This is a genomic window from uncultured Algibacter sp., assembly GCF_947495925.1.
Classification (GTDB): domain Bacteria; phylum Bacteroidota; class Bacteroidia; order Flavobacteriales; family Flavobacteriaceae; genus Algibacter_E.
In genome coordinates, this window is the sequence record NZ_CANMAU010000006.1 from 299,577 (window position 1) to 315,842 (window position 16,266).

The following is a 16,266-nucleotide window of genomic DNA, read 5'->3' on the forward strand; positions in this document are numbered from 1 at the left end:
ATTAAAATTGAAAATAAATAAATTGTTCTCCACTGCCTTGTGCAATTATGATTAGAAAGGTCATGATAGCCCAAATAACACCTAAAACCCAAGAAGGTGTTTTTAAAGATACTGCTTTCATGGAAGTATTTCTCATAAGCCAGTGGCATAAAAACATAATAGCTATAACAGTGGTTACTTTAATAATTGTAAAAGTATCTAGGATTTTTTCACCATCAGTTTGCATGTAAAACATAGATTTAATCATGCTCCATGCTTTTTCAAAGGTTCTAGCTCTAAAGAAAACCCATGTAATATTAACGCAACTAAACGTAATAAAAGCAAGAAAAATACCATTCCATTTTGTAATTTTAAAGGGTAAATGACGTTTTTGAAGGCGTTCTAATATAAGGTATGTGCCATGTAGACCTCCCCAAATCATAAAAGTCCAAGCGGCTCCATGCCAAAGACCACCTAATAACATGGTTAACATTAATGCGACATACATTCTAGTAATGCCGTGACGGTTTCCTCCTAATGGAATATACAAATAATCTTTTAGCCAGCTAGATAATGATATATGCCAGCGTTTCCATAAATCTGAAAAACCAAGAGATGCATAAGGGTACCTAAAGTTATCCGGTAATACAATACCCAACATTAATGCAATACCAATGGCGCAAGTAGAATAACCAGCAAAATCAAAAAATATTTGACCAGAAAAGGCAATGGTACCTACCCAAGCATCAATACCATGCAATAATTTGTCAGAACCAAATACGTTATCTGTAGTTTCAGACAATAAAGTGTCTGCCAACACAATTTTTTGGAATAGACCAATCGTTAAAAGAAACAGCCCCCAAATAAATTGTTCTGAAGTGGCTTTTTTTTCTTCATAAAACTGAGTGATTAAATTTTTTGCTCTTACAATGGGGCCAGCTACTAATTGAGGGAAGAACGTTACATATAAAGCGAAATCTAAAAATGTTCTAGCACGTTCTGTTTTTCTTTTATACATATCTATAGTGTAAGACATCGTTTGGAAGGTGTAGAAAGAAATACCCATAGGTAATATAATATCCATAGGTTTTGCTTCAAAATCTATGCCTATACTATTTACAATTGTAACAAAATTTTCAAGTAAAAAGTCACCGTATTTAAAGAACCCAAGAAAACCTAAGTTTACTAGCATGCTTAGCATCAACCACATTTTGCGTTTCTTTTGGTTGTCTTCAATAGCTAATTGTTTTCCAGCAGTCCAATCTATTATAGTGGATACCCATAGTAAAATAACTAAAGGAGGATTCCACATGCCGTAGAATACATAACTTGAAAGCAGAAGCATTCTTTTTTTGTTAGTCCAGTTGAGTATTTTAGAATAATAAAATGCTAAAACTATAATTAAAAAAAGTATGAAACTTAGTGAATTAAATAGCATGACTAGTTGGTTTTTTGGTTAAGTAAAGCGTTGTCTTCTTTTAAAATTTTTATAAGTTCTTCGGTAAAGTAGTCTGCATGATCTGCTTTTAAATGAGACCACTCTGGCAGAGTCAAGTTCTGAAACTGATGGTAATCTTCAAAGTGGTATGTTTTTATACCTGATTTTGCTACTAATTCATCCCAAACGGTATCTCTTGGAGTGATTTTTTTTTCTATTTCTCTAAATTCATCAGAAGAAGGGCATCTAAGCAATATAACATTTCCTCCTTTTGCTTTAAATTTCTCTAAGTCTTTTAGAAAAAATGCCATGGTTGATTTTTTATCTGGTGGAGGCCCATCACTTTCGAAAAAGAATTGCCATACGCGTTTTACTGTGTTGGCATAAGCTGTGTCAGTCTCCATACGTTTTTTCATTCTTACATTGCGGTCAAGTGCCATAACTGAGAAATCATGGAATGGAGGCATCGGGTTTGTATTTTTAGAACGTTTCCCAATCTTAATTTTATTAATCAGCTCATTTAATTTAAGACCATCAACACCTTTATTTTCACTTAGAAAAGCAAAACTTTTTTGAAGAGGTATTGATAGTTGGTGATTTAAGCGTTGTGCATATGTTCTATTATGAAAATGATTGACTCTTGCAAGTGGCCATGCCCATGGTTGCGCTTCAGGAAATGTTGTTGAAAAAAATAAAGGAGGTGTAACACCAACTAAAATGGTTCCATTAAAATTTGAGGTATTAACAATGTCATGAAAAACTGGTAGTGGCGAGCTACCACCGCTTGCCAATTGAATAGGCCTTTTTCCAGTTTTTTCTTCCCACTTGTCTAATTGAATATCAAAATGAACTCTTGATGAACCAATGAGTACAACATCATCTTTTGATAATTCGTCAACTTTAGCGCGTTCTACTGCCCAAAGGGCGTCATTATCATCAATTGAAGTTGTAAATCCTTCAGATCTCCAATAGATTTCCCAGGCTATGATTGCAATAAGGCTTAGACCAATAGCATAAATGAGTGATTTTTTTAATTTCATTTCGGTTGGTTGTGTTTTAGGGTTTTGTTAAATGTCCATCTTTAATTAATTGATTCACCATATCTCTGGTATACGTTTTTGCATCTTCTGCATTCATATGAGACCAATCTGGTAAATAGTGTTTAGACATAAACTCATAATCGTGAAAGTGATAGGTTGGAGCATTAGTTAATTCATCAAATTTATCCCAGACTTTAGCTTTTGGCATGAACTTTTCAGCATGGTTTAGCCATCCTTCTTCGGCCTTGTGACGAATAAAAATAATTTTCCCTCCTCGATCATTAAATTTTTTTATTAAGCCCAATAGCTCAGTAGTAGAATTATCTATGATTTTTTCTATATCCTTAGAATAGGCGGGAAGCCCTGGAAGAAATTTCTCCCACAAATCGGTAATTTCTCTTTGATATTCTTCATTTCCTGTAAGTCTTTCATACATAAGGTAATTTCGGTCTTCATCGTTATAACCAATCCTAACCAAATTAAAATCAAAATCATTTATTCTTCCGTCTCTAATTTTGATTTTTTTTATAAGTGTTTTTAAATCAAGATCATTGTAATATTCATCTTCTGAAGCAGATAAAAGAATAAGCTCGCGTTGTAAGGGTTTTGATAGAGTGAATCCTAGTTGTTGAGTGTAGGTTCTATTGTAATAATGGTCGACCCATTTTTGTGCTACTTGATATCTCCAACCATTTTGATCACCGAAAACTCCCATAGGAACCACACCCATGACAATGGTGCCGTTAAAATTAGTGTTGTTAATAATATCTTTTAAAACGGGTCCTGGAAGCTTTCCATCTATGGCAAGTTTAATGGGTTTTATCCCCTGAGTTTCTTCCCAAATGTGAGTGTTTAGGTTATAGGCTGTTCTAGACATTCCTATAAGTACAACATCTTTTGATGAGGCATTCTTAATTTTGGCTCTATGTTCAGCCCATAAATGCCGATCATCTTCAAGGTAGACCTCGTGATAAAGTTTATCTGATCGCCAATATAATTCCCAAGCACTCCCTCCAATAATGGTAAGTGTTAGTGCAATTGTAAGAGACAGTTTTAGTTTCATATAGGTTGGTTTTGGTTGGTTGTTCTATGAAATCAAATGAGTGCCTTATGTCTATGGGAAGTAATCTGATTGATAACATTTAAGAATAAAAAGCAATTTTCTTTTCATATTAAATGTTAGGTGAATTCTAATCATATGTGTCTTTTTTTGTAGTATTTGCTAAAAAAGACTTAGGGAAGAGACTAAAAATAATTATAAAAATGATATAAACCAAATAAAGGTATTCATAAAATCTATATAGTGTACTATAATGACGACAGGAAGTTATTGGTTTTGCCTAGTTTTGTATTTAATAATTAGGTTATTCATTTTAAATAGATTCCTTATGAAAACAAAACTACTTTTAGTATTATTAATTACCTCTTTGGGATATTCCCAAATTCCTATTGAACAATATGACAGCGTTACAGAGACTCAATATGTTGGTGTCTCATCGTCCATCATTTTAGATCAGGAAAATATAGCTGAACCTGGAGGTCTTTATGAAATTAATACACTTACAAGGAGCAGTACAATTAATACAACAGATACTCATACATCACCATCTAGCGGAGTTTCAGTATTTAATGCGGATAGAGAAGAGGGGGTTACCGTTTTTACAACTAATCAAAGTGAAGGTCATGTGGAATATACTAAAATAGAAGATAACATAGGTATTGTATTGACTTATTCCGATGCTGCGGAAGTGGGTACATTTCCATGGGGTTATGATTTGTCAAATTCAAGTAATAATAGGAATTCTGATAGTTCTGCTGGTACTTTTGTGTATTCTGATTCTGGAATACCTACCGATATTAATGGAACCTTTGATGGTACTATTGCTAGTGAAGTAGATTGGTATGGTACCTTAAAAATAAACGATGTTCTTACTGGAAATGTTAGTAGCGCCTTTGATGGTGAAGTGACTCGGTTAAAAGTTGTTCAACAGTTAGATTTGGATGCAGGTCTGATAGGTTCGGGAGATGCTGTGCTTACTTATTATTTTTATTACGACGCTAATTCAGCTAATATTGTTTTTAGAACAATTTCAGTTGAAGGAAGTTTTACGCCTATAATTGGGGCACCTATTACATTATCAGATTTTATAATGGAAAGTATAGAAACTAGTACTTTAAGTACTCTTGAAACTAGTGGGTACAAATTGGATATTAGTATTTATCCGAATCCTGTTGGAAGTCATTTAAATTTGAAATTTGGTAAAGATTTCCAAGTTAATTCAATATCTGTTAGTGATTTAAGTGGACGGGAAGTATTAAGAACCCATAATGTATTAGAAAAATTAATGGTGGGGCAACTTGATGCAGGAATATATTTGGTGTCAATTTTAACCAATAAAGGAGTGTGGACTGAAAAGATTATAAAAAAGTAATACTCTAATATTAAAACTTAAAAAAAGCGTTTCAATTTTGAAACGCTTTTTAGTTATGCTGTTACTTTTTCTTTTTTAGGAGAAAAATCAAGCTCTACTTGATTCCTTAGTATATCTTCAAAAGTTTCGCGTTTTCTTATCACATGCGCTTTACCGTTATACCATAATACTTCTGCAGGTCTGCATCTTGAATTATAGTTACTCGCCATGGAGAAACAATAAGCTCCTGCATTTTTAAAGCAAAGAATATCGCCTTCATTAATTTCATTAATACGTCTGTTATTTCCAAATGTATCCGTCTCACATATGTAGCCTACAACGGTATAAAAACGTTCACGTCCTTTAGGGTTTGAAATATTAACAATGTCATGATGAGAGCCGTAAAACATGGGGCGAACTAAATGATTAAACCCAGAATCTACTTGAGCAAATACGGTAGAGGTGGTTTGCTTTACAGCATTAACTTGTGTTAAAAAGCTACCAGATTCACTTACCAAAAATTTACCAGGTTCAAAAGCTAAGGTTAGATCTTTGCCATATTCTTTACAGAATGCGTTAAATCTACTAGATAATTTCTTTCCTAGCTCTTCAATATTAGTTTCAATATCTCCTTCTTTATAAGGTACTTTAAATCCAGATCCAAAATCAATAAAGTCGAGGTTTTTGAATTGTTTTGCCGTATCAAATAATATTTCACTTGCATAAAGAAATACTTCAATATCTAAAATATCACTACCTGTGTGCATGTGAATACCATTGATAGTCATTTTTGTGTTTTCAACAATGCGTAAAATATGGGGAATTTGATGTATGGAAATACCAAATTTAGAATCAATATGGCCTACAGAAATATTAGCATTACCTCCAGCCATAACATGCGGGTTAATACGAATACAAACAGGTACGTTAGGATGTTTTGTTCCAAACTGCTCCAGAATAGACAAATTATCAATATTTATTTTGACTCCTAATTTTGCAGCTTCTTCAATCTCTTTTAAAGAAACTCCATTTGGAGTAAATATAATTTGTTCAGGAGAAAAACCTGCTGCCAAACCTAACTGAACTTCTTGTATTGAAACGGTATCGATTCCTGAGCCTAAAGACTTAAATAATTTTAAAATTGATATGTTAGATAAGGCCTTCACTGCATAATTAAGCTTTAACTTTTTTACGCTTTTAAAGGCATTGGTTAACCTGTGATACTGACTTTCTATTTTTTCTGCATCATATACATAAACGGGACTTCCAAAATCTTGTGCAATTCTTAGCAATTGATTTTCTAACATAATATTCAAATTTTTGTCAAAGATATTTCTTTATGGAATATTACAAAGGAATAGATGAAATATTATACAAAATAAACATTTTGTTAAATATTTAACATCGGTATAATATCGATAATATTATAGAAAGTTTTAATAATTAAATATTAGGGTAAGTAAAGCCTATTATTTACATTTGTGATTCTTATAATTATATAGCATATTATGAACTTACACGAATATCAAGGTAAAGAAATATTAAATAGTTTTGGTGTACGCATCCAAAGAGGTATTGTTGCTCAAAATGCTCAAGAAGCAGTGGCAGCAGCAAAGCAATTGACAAATGAAACTGGAACAAGTTGGCATGTTATAAAAGCTCAAGTTCACGCAGGTGGACGAGGAAAAGGTGGAGGTGTTAAGCTTGCCAAAAACTTAAAAGAAGTTGAAGAAATAGCTGGACAAATTATTGGTATGGATTTGGTTACTCCACAGACTTCTGCTGAAGGTAAGCGAGTTCACCAAGTTTTAATTGCAGAAGATGTTTATTACCCTGGCGAAACAGAGACTAGCGAATTTTACGTGTCTGTTTTATTAAATAGAGGGACAGGACGTAATATGATTATGTATTCTACAGAAGGTGGAATGGATATTGAAACTGTTGCTGAAGAAACACCACATTTAATATTTACTGAAGAGGTGGATCCTGCAGTTGGTTTAATGCCATTTCAAGCGAGACGTGTTGCTTTCAATTTAGGATTATCTGGTTTGGCTTTTAAAGAGATGACTAAGTTTGTGACTAATCTTTATACGGCTTATGTAAAGTCTGATTCGTCTTTATTTGAAATAAACCCTGTTCTTAAAACAAGTGATAACAAAATTATGGCAGTTGATGCCAAAGTAACTATAGATGATAATGCATTATATAGACACAAGAACTATGTAGATTTACGAGATGTTCGTGAAGAGAGTGCCATTGAAGTTGAAGCTGGTGAGTTAGGATTGAATTATGTTGATCTTGATGGAAATGTGGGATGTATGGTGAACGGAGCTGGTTTAGCTATGGCTACCATGGATTTAATTAAACAAGCTGGTGGAGAACCTGCCAATTTTTTAGATGTTGGTGGTACTGCTGATGCTGCACGTGTTGAAGCTGCATTTAAAATTATATTGAAAGACCCTGCCGTTAAAGCTATATTGATTAATATTTTTGGAGGGATTGTGCGTTGTGATCGTGTAGCTCAAGGTGTTATTGATGCTTACAAAAATATGGGGAATATTAATGTTCCTATTATTGTGCGTCTACAAGGAACAAATGCAGATATAGCAAAAGAGTTAATTGATAACTCTGGATTAGATGTTATGAGTGCTACGGAATTTCAAGAGGCTGCTGATAAAGTTCAGCAAGTATTAGCTTAGATAAACGATATTTTTTAGATAGTAAAAAGTAGTGATTTTATTAATCACTACTTTTTTTATGGACTTAATTAAGCTTTTAATGTTAATAAGTGTTAACATAGCAATGTGTTTGTAACTGTTTTCAGATTTGGTCGTCTAAATAGTATAAATCAATTAAAAATCAAACATTATGAGAACTGTGAAAACATTATTCTTGGTATTAGCAATCACTTTTACCAGCACAATTATGGCGGAAACGTCACCAAAACCAATATTTAAAATTGATCATTTATCTGAACTAATTCAAAAGGAATTTAGTACGTTTTTAAAAGATTCAAATTTTAAAATTGAAAAAGACGAAGTAGCCTTTGTAACTATTATGTTTAACAAAAAAAATGAAATTGTTGTTTTGTCTGTAGATTCACAAAACAAAGACGTTGAGTTTTTCATAAAAACAAAACTTAACTATAAAAAACTTCCTGTAAAAAACAATCAAAAATATAAGCGGTATAAATTTCCTATTAGGCTAAGTGCCAATTAATAGCTTTTTGTAAACCATGCATTATAAGGAGTAACTTAAAACAGTTACTCTTTTTTTTGTTTTCTAGAATCTCCTTTGGGAGTCGATTTTTGTTTAGGAGGCATAGGTCCTCTTAAATGAATGACCAAGCCATTTAAAAAATTTCTAAGAATTTGATCTCCGCATTCCATGTATTTTGGATGGTCTTCTCTTCTGAAAAAAGCACCAAGTTCACTTTTAGAAATTCTAAAATCAACAAGTGCTAAAATTTTAACAATATCATCATCGCGTAACTTAAGTGCAACTCTTAGTTTTTTCAGAATATCATTATTTGTCATATCAATTTTTTAAGTCTTTAGTTGGGAATGCATTTCATCGATACCTCTTATACTCAAGCATGTTTTTAGCTTTTTCGGAGATTACAAAGATACCCTAAATATTTATGGTTTTTAAAAACCAATTTATTGAGATATTTTTTATTTTAAATAATTGTTAATCAATAAATTGCGTTAATGTGGTTCTGAATATTTTTAGATAGTCAATATGTTAAAATGCATTTTATTTAGATGAATTAATTATGCCGAATGATGAAACAAAGAAAAATACGATTAAATACCTATCACTTTTCGATAAGTTACATTTTTTGCGGGATTATTAAAAGGCTCTTCTGCGTAACTTTATAATGTAATTAGTTTATCCCTATAATAATGATTAATAGAGTAGAAAAATTGAGTCTTTTATCAGAAATGATTGCCTTTGCAAAATATGATAAGGACATAAAAAGAATTGAATATAATTTTCTATTAGGAGTAGCAAAACAGTTGGATATTTCTCGTGAAGATTTTGAATACTTAATAGAGAATCCTATAACATATACTCACTTAAAATCTCATAGTGAACGTATTGTTCAATTTCATAGATTGGTTTTGTTAATGAATATTGAACAAGAGTTTAATGAAGATAATAACTCAAAAGGAGTTATTAAACTTTACAATTTCGGATTAAGAATGGGGTTAAGTCATGAGTCCATAACAAAGGTGTTGTATTTAATGGAAAGTTTTCCCAATAAAATAGTACCACCAGATGTGTTGATTGACATATTTAAAACCCAATATAATTAATAGCTAAGTTAAATAGGTTTTAAAATGTTTGCTCTTAATGGGCAGTGAAAAGCTAAAAGTTAAACTTTTAGCTTTTCTAGTTTGTTTTGGTATGTTTTTATTTCATCACGCAGCTCAGCGGCAATTATAAAATCTAAGGCTTTTGCAGCTTCTTCCATAAGCTTTCGTTTTTCACGTATTTTCTTTTCAAGTTCTGGTTTACTTAAATATTCGCTTTCTGGTTCTGCTGCTTTAGCAGCTTCTAATTCATAACTATAAGTACTTACAGAGTTTTTAGACAAAACATTATCCAGACTTTTATTTAATGCTTTGGGAATAAGATTATTTTCTGAATTATAAGCTATTTGTTTTTCACGTCTATAGCTAGTCTCATCTATTGTTTTTTGCATACTCTTAGTCACTTTGTCAGCATACATAATGGCTTTTCCATTAAGGTTTCTTGCAGCTCTACCAACAGTTTGAGTTAGTGATCGAGCCGATCGTAAAAAACCTTCTTTGTCTGCATCCAAAATGGCTACAAGGGACACTTCTGGTAAATCTAATCCTTCACGAAGTAGGTTTACACCAACCAAAACATCGAATAAGCCTTTACGTAAATCTTGCATAATTTCAACACGTTCTAAGGTGTCAACATCACTATGAATATAACGACATCTAATCTGAATCCGATCTAAGTATTTAGTTAATTCTTCTGCCATACGTTTTGTTAATGTGGTTACTAGCGTACGCTCATCTTTTTCAATACGTTGCTGAATTTCTTCTATTAAGTCATCAATTTGATTTAGGCTTGGACGTACTTCTATAATAGGGTCTAATAAGCCTGTTGGCCTGATAACTTGTTCAACATAAATCCCATCCGTTTTTTGTAATTCATAATCAGCAGGGGTTGCGCTTACATATATCACTTGATTTTGTAATGCTTCAAACTCTTCAAATTTTAATGGTCTATTATCCATAGCAGCAGGAAGTCTAAATCCATATTCTACCAGGTTCTCTTTTCGGCTTCTATCTCCTCCATACATGGCATGGACTTGGGAAATAGTTACATGACTTTCATCTACAACCATTAAAAAATCATCTGGGAAATAATCTAGCAAACAAAATGGTCGAGTTCCTGGTAATCTACCATCCAAGTATCGCGAATAGTTTTCAATACCCGAACAATACCCTAACTCACGTATCATTTCTAAATCAAACTCTGTTCTTTCTTTAAGTCTTTTTGCTTCCAGGTGTTTTCCTATGTCTTTAAAATAATCATGTTGTTTTACAAGATCATCTTGAATATCTTTAATAGCACCTTGGAGAATATCTGGGGATGTTACGAACATATTGGCAGGATATATGTTTAATCTATCATATTTCTCAACAACTTGATTGGTTTGTATATTGAAAGACTCGATATCTTCAATTTCATCACCAAAAAAATGAATTCTAAACGCATCGTCTGCATAACTTGGAAAAACGTCAACAGTATCTCCTTTAATTCTAAAATTGCCATGATGGAATTCGCCCTCTGTTCTCGAATATAAACTTTGTACTAATTGATGTAATAGTTTTGTTCTTGAAATTTTTTGATCACGTTCTAGGGTGATGACGTTCTTTTGAAATTCAACGGGATTTCCAATACCATATAAACAAGAAACGGAGGCTACAACCAAAACATCCCGTCTTCCAGATAGTAAAGATGATGTGGTGCTTAATCTCATTTTTTCTATTTCCTCGTTAATTGATAAATCCTTTTCTATATAAACACCCGAAACCGGAATATATGCTTCTGGTTGATAGTAGTCATAATAGGAAACAAAATACTCGACAGCATTGTTGGGAAAGAACTGTTTGAATTCAGAATATAGTTGAGCCGCAAGCGTTTTATTATGAGCTAGAACTAGAGTAGGGCGTTGTACTTCTTCAATAACATTGGCAACAGTGAAAGTTTTTCCAGAGCCTGTAACCCCTAAAAGTGTCTGGTATTGTTCGTTGGTGTTGATACCATCAACGAGTTGTTTGATCGCTTGTGGTTGATCGCCGGTAGGACTAAATTCAGATTCAATTTTAAATTGCATTATGCAAAATTACACAAAATATAAATGCTATCGCTTTAAAGCAAAATGGCCTTTGATTTGAAATGTATTGCCGTCCTGAACAATACTTGCTAGAAACCAATAATCGTCTGAGGGCATTTTTTGACCGTTATAATTACCATTCCATCCCGTGGAATTATGAGGTAAAGTTTTTAAAAGTTTACCATATCTATCATAAATATAAACAATGGTTCCCGGAAGCTGATTGGCCCCAGTAACATGCCAAGTGTCATAAATACCGTCTCCGTTTGGCGTTACAAACTTTGGGATGTCAAAAACAAAAACTTCTTTTGAAATATCCATACAGCCATTTAAATCACGTACCGTAACAACATGCATACCGAAACTGACATTGTCAAAAACGTTCGAAGTTTGTGGATTTCCTCCATCAAGTACATAGACATAATTTCCTATTCTACCTAGATTTATGTCTACAGTTATGCTATTTGGGTCCTGAAAGTCTACAGTAGAGGTGAATTCTATTTCAGCCTGTTCAGACTCTATTACTGTAAAAGTTTTGGTATAGGAACAATTATTAGCTGTGGTTACAGTTACAGAATAGTCTCCTAGCTCATTTGGGGTCACAAAAATCTCACTTGAAGAAGAATTATTTACTGGAGGGTTAACATTTGTAGACCATAAATAAACATCGTTAGGGTCACCCGTATAGGCGTCAACACTAATTGGTATACCATCGCATAAAGGGACAACGTCGTTTATAGGGATAACTGGTAATGGATGTACGATAATATTAAATTGGGTTATGTCATAACACCCTGTATTATTGTTTTCTAATCGAGCATAAATAATATCTCCATTTTTAGCCGAATAAGGTGCGTTTAATGCGTTTGTGTTTTCCTCGGCATTAGCTATAGCATCGAAATAGGTGACTGTATATAAAGACTGAGAGAGTGTTCCTAAAACGTTATTCGTGTTTTCTGTTAAATTAAAAGCAAAAAAACCATCAAAATCATCATCACAGCTTATTAAGTCTGGTGGGATAGTGGCAACAGGATTTGGGTTTATTTGTAAGTTAAATGACGTTGTTGTAAAACAACCGTTACTTACATCTTCCAGCCTTAGATGAATTGTATGAACTGAACTAGTGTAATTATAAGTATTACCTAATGGGAATACATTGTTTTCCGCGTCATCGTTAGTGCTATGATAGGATATGTTTACTAAGGAAGAATCATCAACAATCATATTGTTAACTAAAGATAAATCATAAGTGTCCGTATCATTATCACATATGGGGATAGTATCAATAGGGGTAAATTGCGGAGGGTTGTTCACTAAAAGTTCTAAAGGTACGAGGGTATAACATCCAGTAATAGGATTAGTAACCGTGAAATAGATGGTTTTTGATGCTGAAGTAAAATTAGAAGGATCTATAATTTCATTTGAAGCATCTCTTCCATCATCCTCATTTATATCAGACAGCTCATTGTAATAATTAATGATTAGTATATCTCTTAACCTATCTATTATCTGAAAGTCTGGAGTCTGTGTTAGTAAATTAAAGGCGGTTAAGTCAAAATTTGCATTTCCCCCAAATGTGTCTGCACAATTTGTTATTGAGGGGTTACCAACAAGAACACTAGGAATTGCAGTAATTAGAATATTAATGGGCTCAACAACATGACAAAGCGAATTGTCATTTTCAATCCTAATATAAATAGTTTCTGTTGTTTTAGAGGTATTAGTGAAAGAATATGGATCTGGTAAAGAATTTTCGTTATTATCAGCATCTTCAGGACTAATATGAAAGGAAATATTTAAATCATCACCCGTAAACCCCTCACTTAACTCAGCTATTTTTTTATTCAAGTCAAGTTCATATTCGCCACTAGAGCCCGAATCATCACAAATCACAAAATCTATTACAGGATTGTAGTCGGGAGCTGGAGATACTATTAATTGTATGTTACCCGTGTCAAAACAGGTTGGGTCTGTAGTGTTTTCAACCCGAACATGAATAGTTTGTTCTCTTGATATGTTGTTATAAATTACATCCTTTGGAATAGGCATAGTAAATGCAGCATCTTCGAAATAAAAAACTTCTTTTCCTGTTTGTCCATTTAGAACATCCTCATCTATTTCTGACAATATGAAATCAGCCACATCTGAACCGTCAGTTTTACATATTTGAAACTCAATATTATTTGGAATTATGGGCTCCGTATTAATGAAGGTCTCAAAAGATACTATATTATAACAATTTGTATTACTAACTATATCCTCTATACGTACAAATATGGTTTGCGTATTTGTGTTGTAGGTATCTCTTTCTGATTCTGGAATTTCGTTTGTTTTAGTATCAGCATCGTCAAAGGAGGTGAAAAAGTCAATATCAAGTCCTACTGTACTCGATACTATATCACTAATTTTATTATTTAAATTTACCTCAACAAAACCATCAGTTTCACCGTCAAAATTATCGCAAAGTACAATATTAACCGGTGTGTTTGCCGAAGGTGCTGTTATCACCTCAATTTTAAAAGGGTTTACGGTATGGCAACCTACTGCTCCAGGGCTAGTTATTCTTGCAAAAAGTTCCGTTACTGGGTCCGTATTTTCATAAAATTGAGGTAAAGGATTAATATTGCCATCTGCATCTGTTTGATTTTCGAAATAGGTAACCTCAAAATCTGAATTACCGTCATTAATTATATCATCTAACGATGTTAGATCTATTTGTACAATGCCATCATCATCGTCGTCACAATATGGTAAAGTCTTTTCCTCGAATAATAAAATAGGGTTTATAATTAAAGTGATGTCTGTTTCCTCTTTACATCCAGCACCATCATCAATTTCAACATATACGACTTGGGGGTTAAAAGCATTAAATGGGAGGCTTTTATCTAAAGCATTTCCGCTATCTCTATCTTCTGGAGTGCGATAAAACGTGACTTCAATGTTATTTGGTAATCCATTATCCGTAGTCATTTCATTTGCAATTGACGTTTCAATAACGAAAAGATTAAAGTTAATGGCGTCATCTGGGTCTGTATTATCATCGCAAATTGCAAAATCTCCTACGTCAGTACCAGTTAGTAATAAGTTGGTGTGAATTTCAAAGGGAATAATGGAGGCACATCCAGTAACATCATCTTCAATTCTTAAATATAATGTTGCTGAACCTGGCTCTAAAACGGCATTTGTATATTCGTAATTAGATTCGTTTGGAATAGGGTCTGTATTAGATTCGGCATGGTCAAAACTTTCATGAAACGTTGTTGAAACACCTGTAAGTCCGTTAAGAATTGGTGCAATGACTTGGGTTAAATCAAAAAAAGCGTTTCCATCCAAGTCACTATCACATGCGTTAATAAATTGGGGGTCTCTATTAACCTCAGGGCTTATTTCAGTATTAACTTGGAATGTAGCCGTGTTAAAACAATTGGTCACGGTATTAAGAACTCTTACATAGATGTCTTGTGATGAGGAAGAGTTAACAATCAACGTTTCGGCATCTGTTCCATTTGCTGCATCAGTAGCATTTAGATGATAGGTAACAACCAGACTAGGATCTTCTTTAACAATCTCATCAGTTTTTTGGGTTAAGTCTATAACTGTAAAACCATCTGGATTACTATCCCCATCACAGGCAGTAAGAGGTGTTATTGTAGGTATATTAGGTTTTGAGTTTATGATTAAATCAAAACTAGTGAAAGCAAAACAATTACTATCTGTATCTTGAACTCTAACAAATATTTCTTGCCCGTTTGGCGGGTTACCAATTGGTAGAGTTATTTCATTAGAATTGCTTCTAGCCTCTGTTTCTGAATAATGATAGCTAATACCATAATTGGTAAAAGGAATATTTAACTCCGGATTTTTAGTTGTTAAATCAAATATAACTGCACCAGAGTCTTCACATAATTCATAATCGGATATGGGATCAATAGATTCTGTAGCGTTTAATTCAACTATTATTTCATCATCTTCAACACAGTTTGTTCCATTTAAAGGAACAGCAACCTCAACCCTATATGTGCCGTTATCAGTGACTAGTAAAGTAGGGTCATTATCAGGGTTTGGTATGGAAACACCATTGTGGTACCATGCATAGGAAGCAAATGCGTTTTCAATATCAGCATTTAATTCAACAGAACCAGCGCAAGTAGAGATATCATCACCTAAGTCTAGTACTCTAAAACTATCACCTTCAATAAATACGGCCGTATCGAAAGCACCAACAGTGCTATCAGCTTGATCTGCGATAATTAATTTAATGTGATAGGTCTCATTTGGCTCAACCTTACCAGAAGCGCTTAATACGGTTGTTCTACCATTAAAATTTGTGTCTCCAATGGCATAACCTTCGAAAAATTGTTCATTTTGAACACCTCCTGGGCAAGCCTGAATATTATGAATGGTACTTGTTTGAATAGGGGTTGAGGTTCCTGGAACAGTAGCCAAGTTAGTATATGGATCTGCTGTACCAGCTCTTTTTATAAGAAAGACAAAAGAGTCGGAAATTGAACAAGGGTTAACATCATCGTATTCTTCTGAAGCAACTAGGTAGTTAAATCGAAATTGATTAGAAGTAGAAGTGAAATCAAACTCTATAGCTGTTGCATTTACAAAACCATTGGTAGTTCCTAAAGCAGCTTCTAAATCTGGATCTGTTCCCCAAGTTGTAGACCCTTCGCTTAAAGTTGGCGTCCTTACAGCATTACCTCCAGATGCTGCTCCTCCTGTAGAGAGAACAATTCCTTTTTCAAAAGGAAAACTTGAACCCGAGCGTTCAAAGTAACCATAACTTGTAAATCCATTTGCACTTCCATTAACAGGTGAGCTAATATTATCAATAACGGCACAGCCATCAACAAGATTATCTTGTATAAGTGCATCTAAACCAACAGAATCATCAATAGTAATTTGTTGCGAGAACAATAAATTGTTACAGCAGAGAAAAACAAATAATATGTAGTAAACGAATTTCATCGCTAGTAGGCTTTTTCAACATGATTTCTAGGCAAAAAACAA

At 33.4% G+C, this 16,266-nt stretch carries 11 protein-coding genes; 4 read left to right on the plus strand and 7 right to left on the minus strand.

The window, feature by feature from the left end; translation table 11 throughout:
- Position 1: 1 nt before the first annotated feature.
- The 3 genes from Q0857_RS14315 to Q0857_RS14325 form a co-directional block, all read right to left on the minus strand.
- On the minus strand, positions 2 to 1,324 hold the full coding sequence (locus tag Q0857_RS14315) for an MBOAT family protein (RefSeq protein WP_298536508.1): 1,323 nt from the start codon (positions 1,322 to 1,324) through the stop codon (positions 2 to 4).
- Positions 1,325 to 1,419: 95 nt separating this feature from the next.
- A complete protein-coding gene (locus Q0857_RS14320) occupies positions 1,420 to 2,457 on the minus strand; it encodes a hypothetical protein (RefSeq protein WP_298536510.1) in 1,038 nt (345 codons plus the stop codon).
- Between the two features lie 16 nt (positions 2,458 to 2,473).
- Entirely contained in the window at positions 2,474 to 3,520 is a 1,047-nt protein-coding gene (locus Q0857_RS14325; RefSeq protein ID WP_298536512.1) for a hypothetical protein, read from the minus strand.
- A gap of 325 nt (positions 3,521 to 3,845) precedes the next feature.
- On the opposite strand from Q0857_RS14325, the gene Q0857_RS14330 reads away from it, so the two are divergent.
- Positions 3,846 to 4,889: a T9SS type A sorting domain-containing protein gene (locus tag Q0857_RS14330; protein WP_298536513.1), complete on the plus strand. Its 1,044-nt coding sequence runs from the start codon at positions 3,846 to 3,848 to the stop codon at positions 4,887 to 4,889.
- Between the two features lie 53 nt (positions 4,890 to 4,942).
- Here the strand turns inward: Q0857_RS14330 and lysA are convergent, their stop codons facing one another.
- Positions 4,943 to 6,175, minus strand: coding sequence for a diaminopimelate decarboxylase (gene lysA / locus Q0857_RS14335; RefSeq protein ID WP_298536525.1), 1,233 nt, complete (start codon positions 6,173 to 6,175; stop codon positions 4,943 to 4,945).
- 201 nt (positions 6,176 to 6,376) lie between these two features.
- Between lysA and sucC the strand changes: the two genes are divergently transcribed.
- Together sucC and Q0857_RS14345 are read left to right on the plus strand one after the other, a co-directional pair.
- Positions 6,377 to 7,567, plus strand: coding sequence for an ADP-forming succinate--CoA ligase subunit beta (gene sucC / locus Q0857_RS14340; RefSeq protein ID WP_298536528.1), 1,191 nt, complete (start codon positions 6,377 to 6,379; stop codon positions 7,565 to 7,567).
- Between the two features lie 169 nt (positions 7,568 to 7,736).
- Positions 7,737 to 8,087, plus strand: a complete 351-nt coding sequence (locus Q0857_RS14345; protein ID WP_298536531.1) for a hypothetical protein — start codon at positions 7,737 to 7,739, stop codon at positions 8,085 to 8,087.
- Positions 8,088 to 8,131: 44 nt separating this feature from the next.
- Here the strand turns inward: Q0857_RS14345 and Q0857_RS14350 are convergent, their stop codons facing one another.
- Positions 8,132 to 8,404 (minus strand): DUF1456 family protein, encoded by a 273-nt coding sequence (locus tag Q0857_RS14350; protein ID WP_298536534.1) that lies wholly within the window; start codon positions 8,402 to 8,404, stop codon positions 8,132 to 8,134.
- A 369-nt stretch (positions 8,405 to 8,773) separates the two neighbouring features.
- On the opposite strand from Q0857_RS14350, the gene Q0857_RS14355 reads away from it, so the two are divergent.
- The gene (locus Q0857_RS14355) at positions 8,774 to 9,187 is read left to right on the plus strand and encodes a TerB family tellurite resistance protein (RefSeq protein WP_298536537.1); all 414 of its coding nucleotides are present in this window, start codon (positions 8,774 to 8,776) and stop codon (positions 9,185 to 9,187) included.
- A 59-nt stretch (positions 9,188 to 9,246) separates the two neighbouring features.
- Here Q0857_RS14355 and uvrB read toward each other — a convergent pair whose 3' ends face one another.
- Both uvrB and Q0857_RS14365 read right to left on the minus strand, forming a co-directional pair.
- Positions 9,247 to 11,250, minus strand: coding sequence for an excinuclease ABC subunit UvrB (gene uvrB / locus Q0857_RS14360; protein ID WP_298536540.1), 2,004 nt, complete (start codon positions 11,248 to 11,250; stop codon positions 9,247 to 9,249).
- Between the two features lie 27 nt (positions 11,251 to 11,277).
- Positions 11,278 to 16,224, minus strand: a complete 4,947-nt coding sequence (locus tag Q0857_RS14365) for a T9SS type B sorting domain-containing protein (RefSeq protein WP_298536543.1) — start codon at positions 16,222 to 16,224, stop codon at positions 11,278 to 11,280.
- Between the last annotated feature and the right edge of the window lie 42 nt (positions 16,225 to 16,266).

Bases quoted from the DNA above. Each gene is read 5' to 3' on its own strand.
- Q0857_RS14315 (WP_298536508.1), bottom strand. From the start codon at position 1,324: ATGCTTCTGCTTTCAAGTTATGTATTCTACGGCATGTGGAATCCTCCT.
- Q0857_RS14320 (WP_298536510.1), bottom strand. From the start codon at position 2,457: ATGAAATTAAAAAAATCACTCATTTATGCTATTGGTCTAAGCCTTATT.
- Q0857_RS14325 (WP_298536512.1), bottom strand. From the start codon at position 3,520: ATGAAACTAAAACTGTCTCTTACAATTGCACTAACACTTACCATTATT.
- Q0857_RS14330 (WP_298536513.1), top strand. From the start codon at position 3,846: ATGAAAACAAAACTACTTTTAGTATTATTAATTACCTCTTTGGGATAT.
- lysA (WP_298536525.1), bottom strand. From the start codon at position 6,175: ATGTTAGAAAATCAATTGCTAAGAATTGCACAAGATTTTGGAAGTCCC.
- sucC (WP_298536528.1), top strand. From the start codon at position 6,377: ATGAACTTACACGAATATCAAGGTAAAGAAATATTAAATAGTTTTGGT.
- Q0857_RS14345 (WP_298536531.1), top strand. From the start codon at position 7,737: ATGAGAACTGTGAAAACATTATTCTTGGTATTAGCAATCACTTTTACC.
- Q0857_RS14350 (WP_298536534.1), bottom strand. From the start codon at position 8,404: ATGACAAATAATGATATTCTGAAAAAACTAAGAGTTGCACTTAAGTTA.
- Q0857_RS14355 (WP_298536537.1), top strand. From the start codon at position 8,774: ATGATTAATAGAGTAGAAAAATTGAGTCTTTTATCAGAAATGATTGCC.
- uvrB (WP_298536540.1), bottom strand. From the start codon at position 11,250: ATGCAATTTAAAATTGAATCTGAATTTAGTCCTACCGGCGATCAACCA.
- Q0857_RS14365 (WP_298536543.1), bottom strand. From the start codon at position 16,224: ATGAAATTCGTTTACTACATATTATTTGTTTTTCTCTGCTGTAACAAT.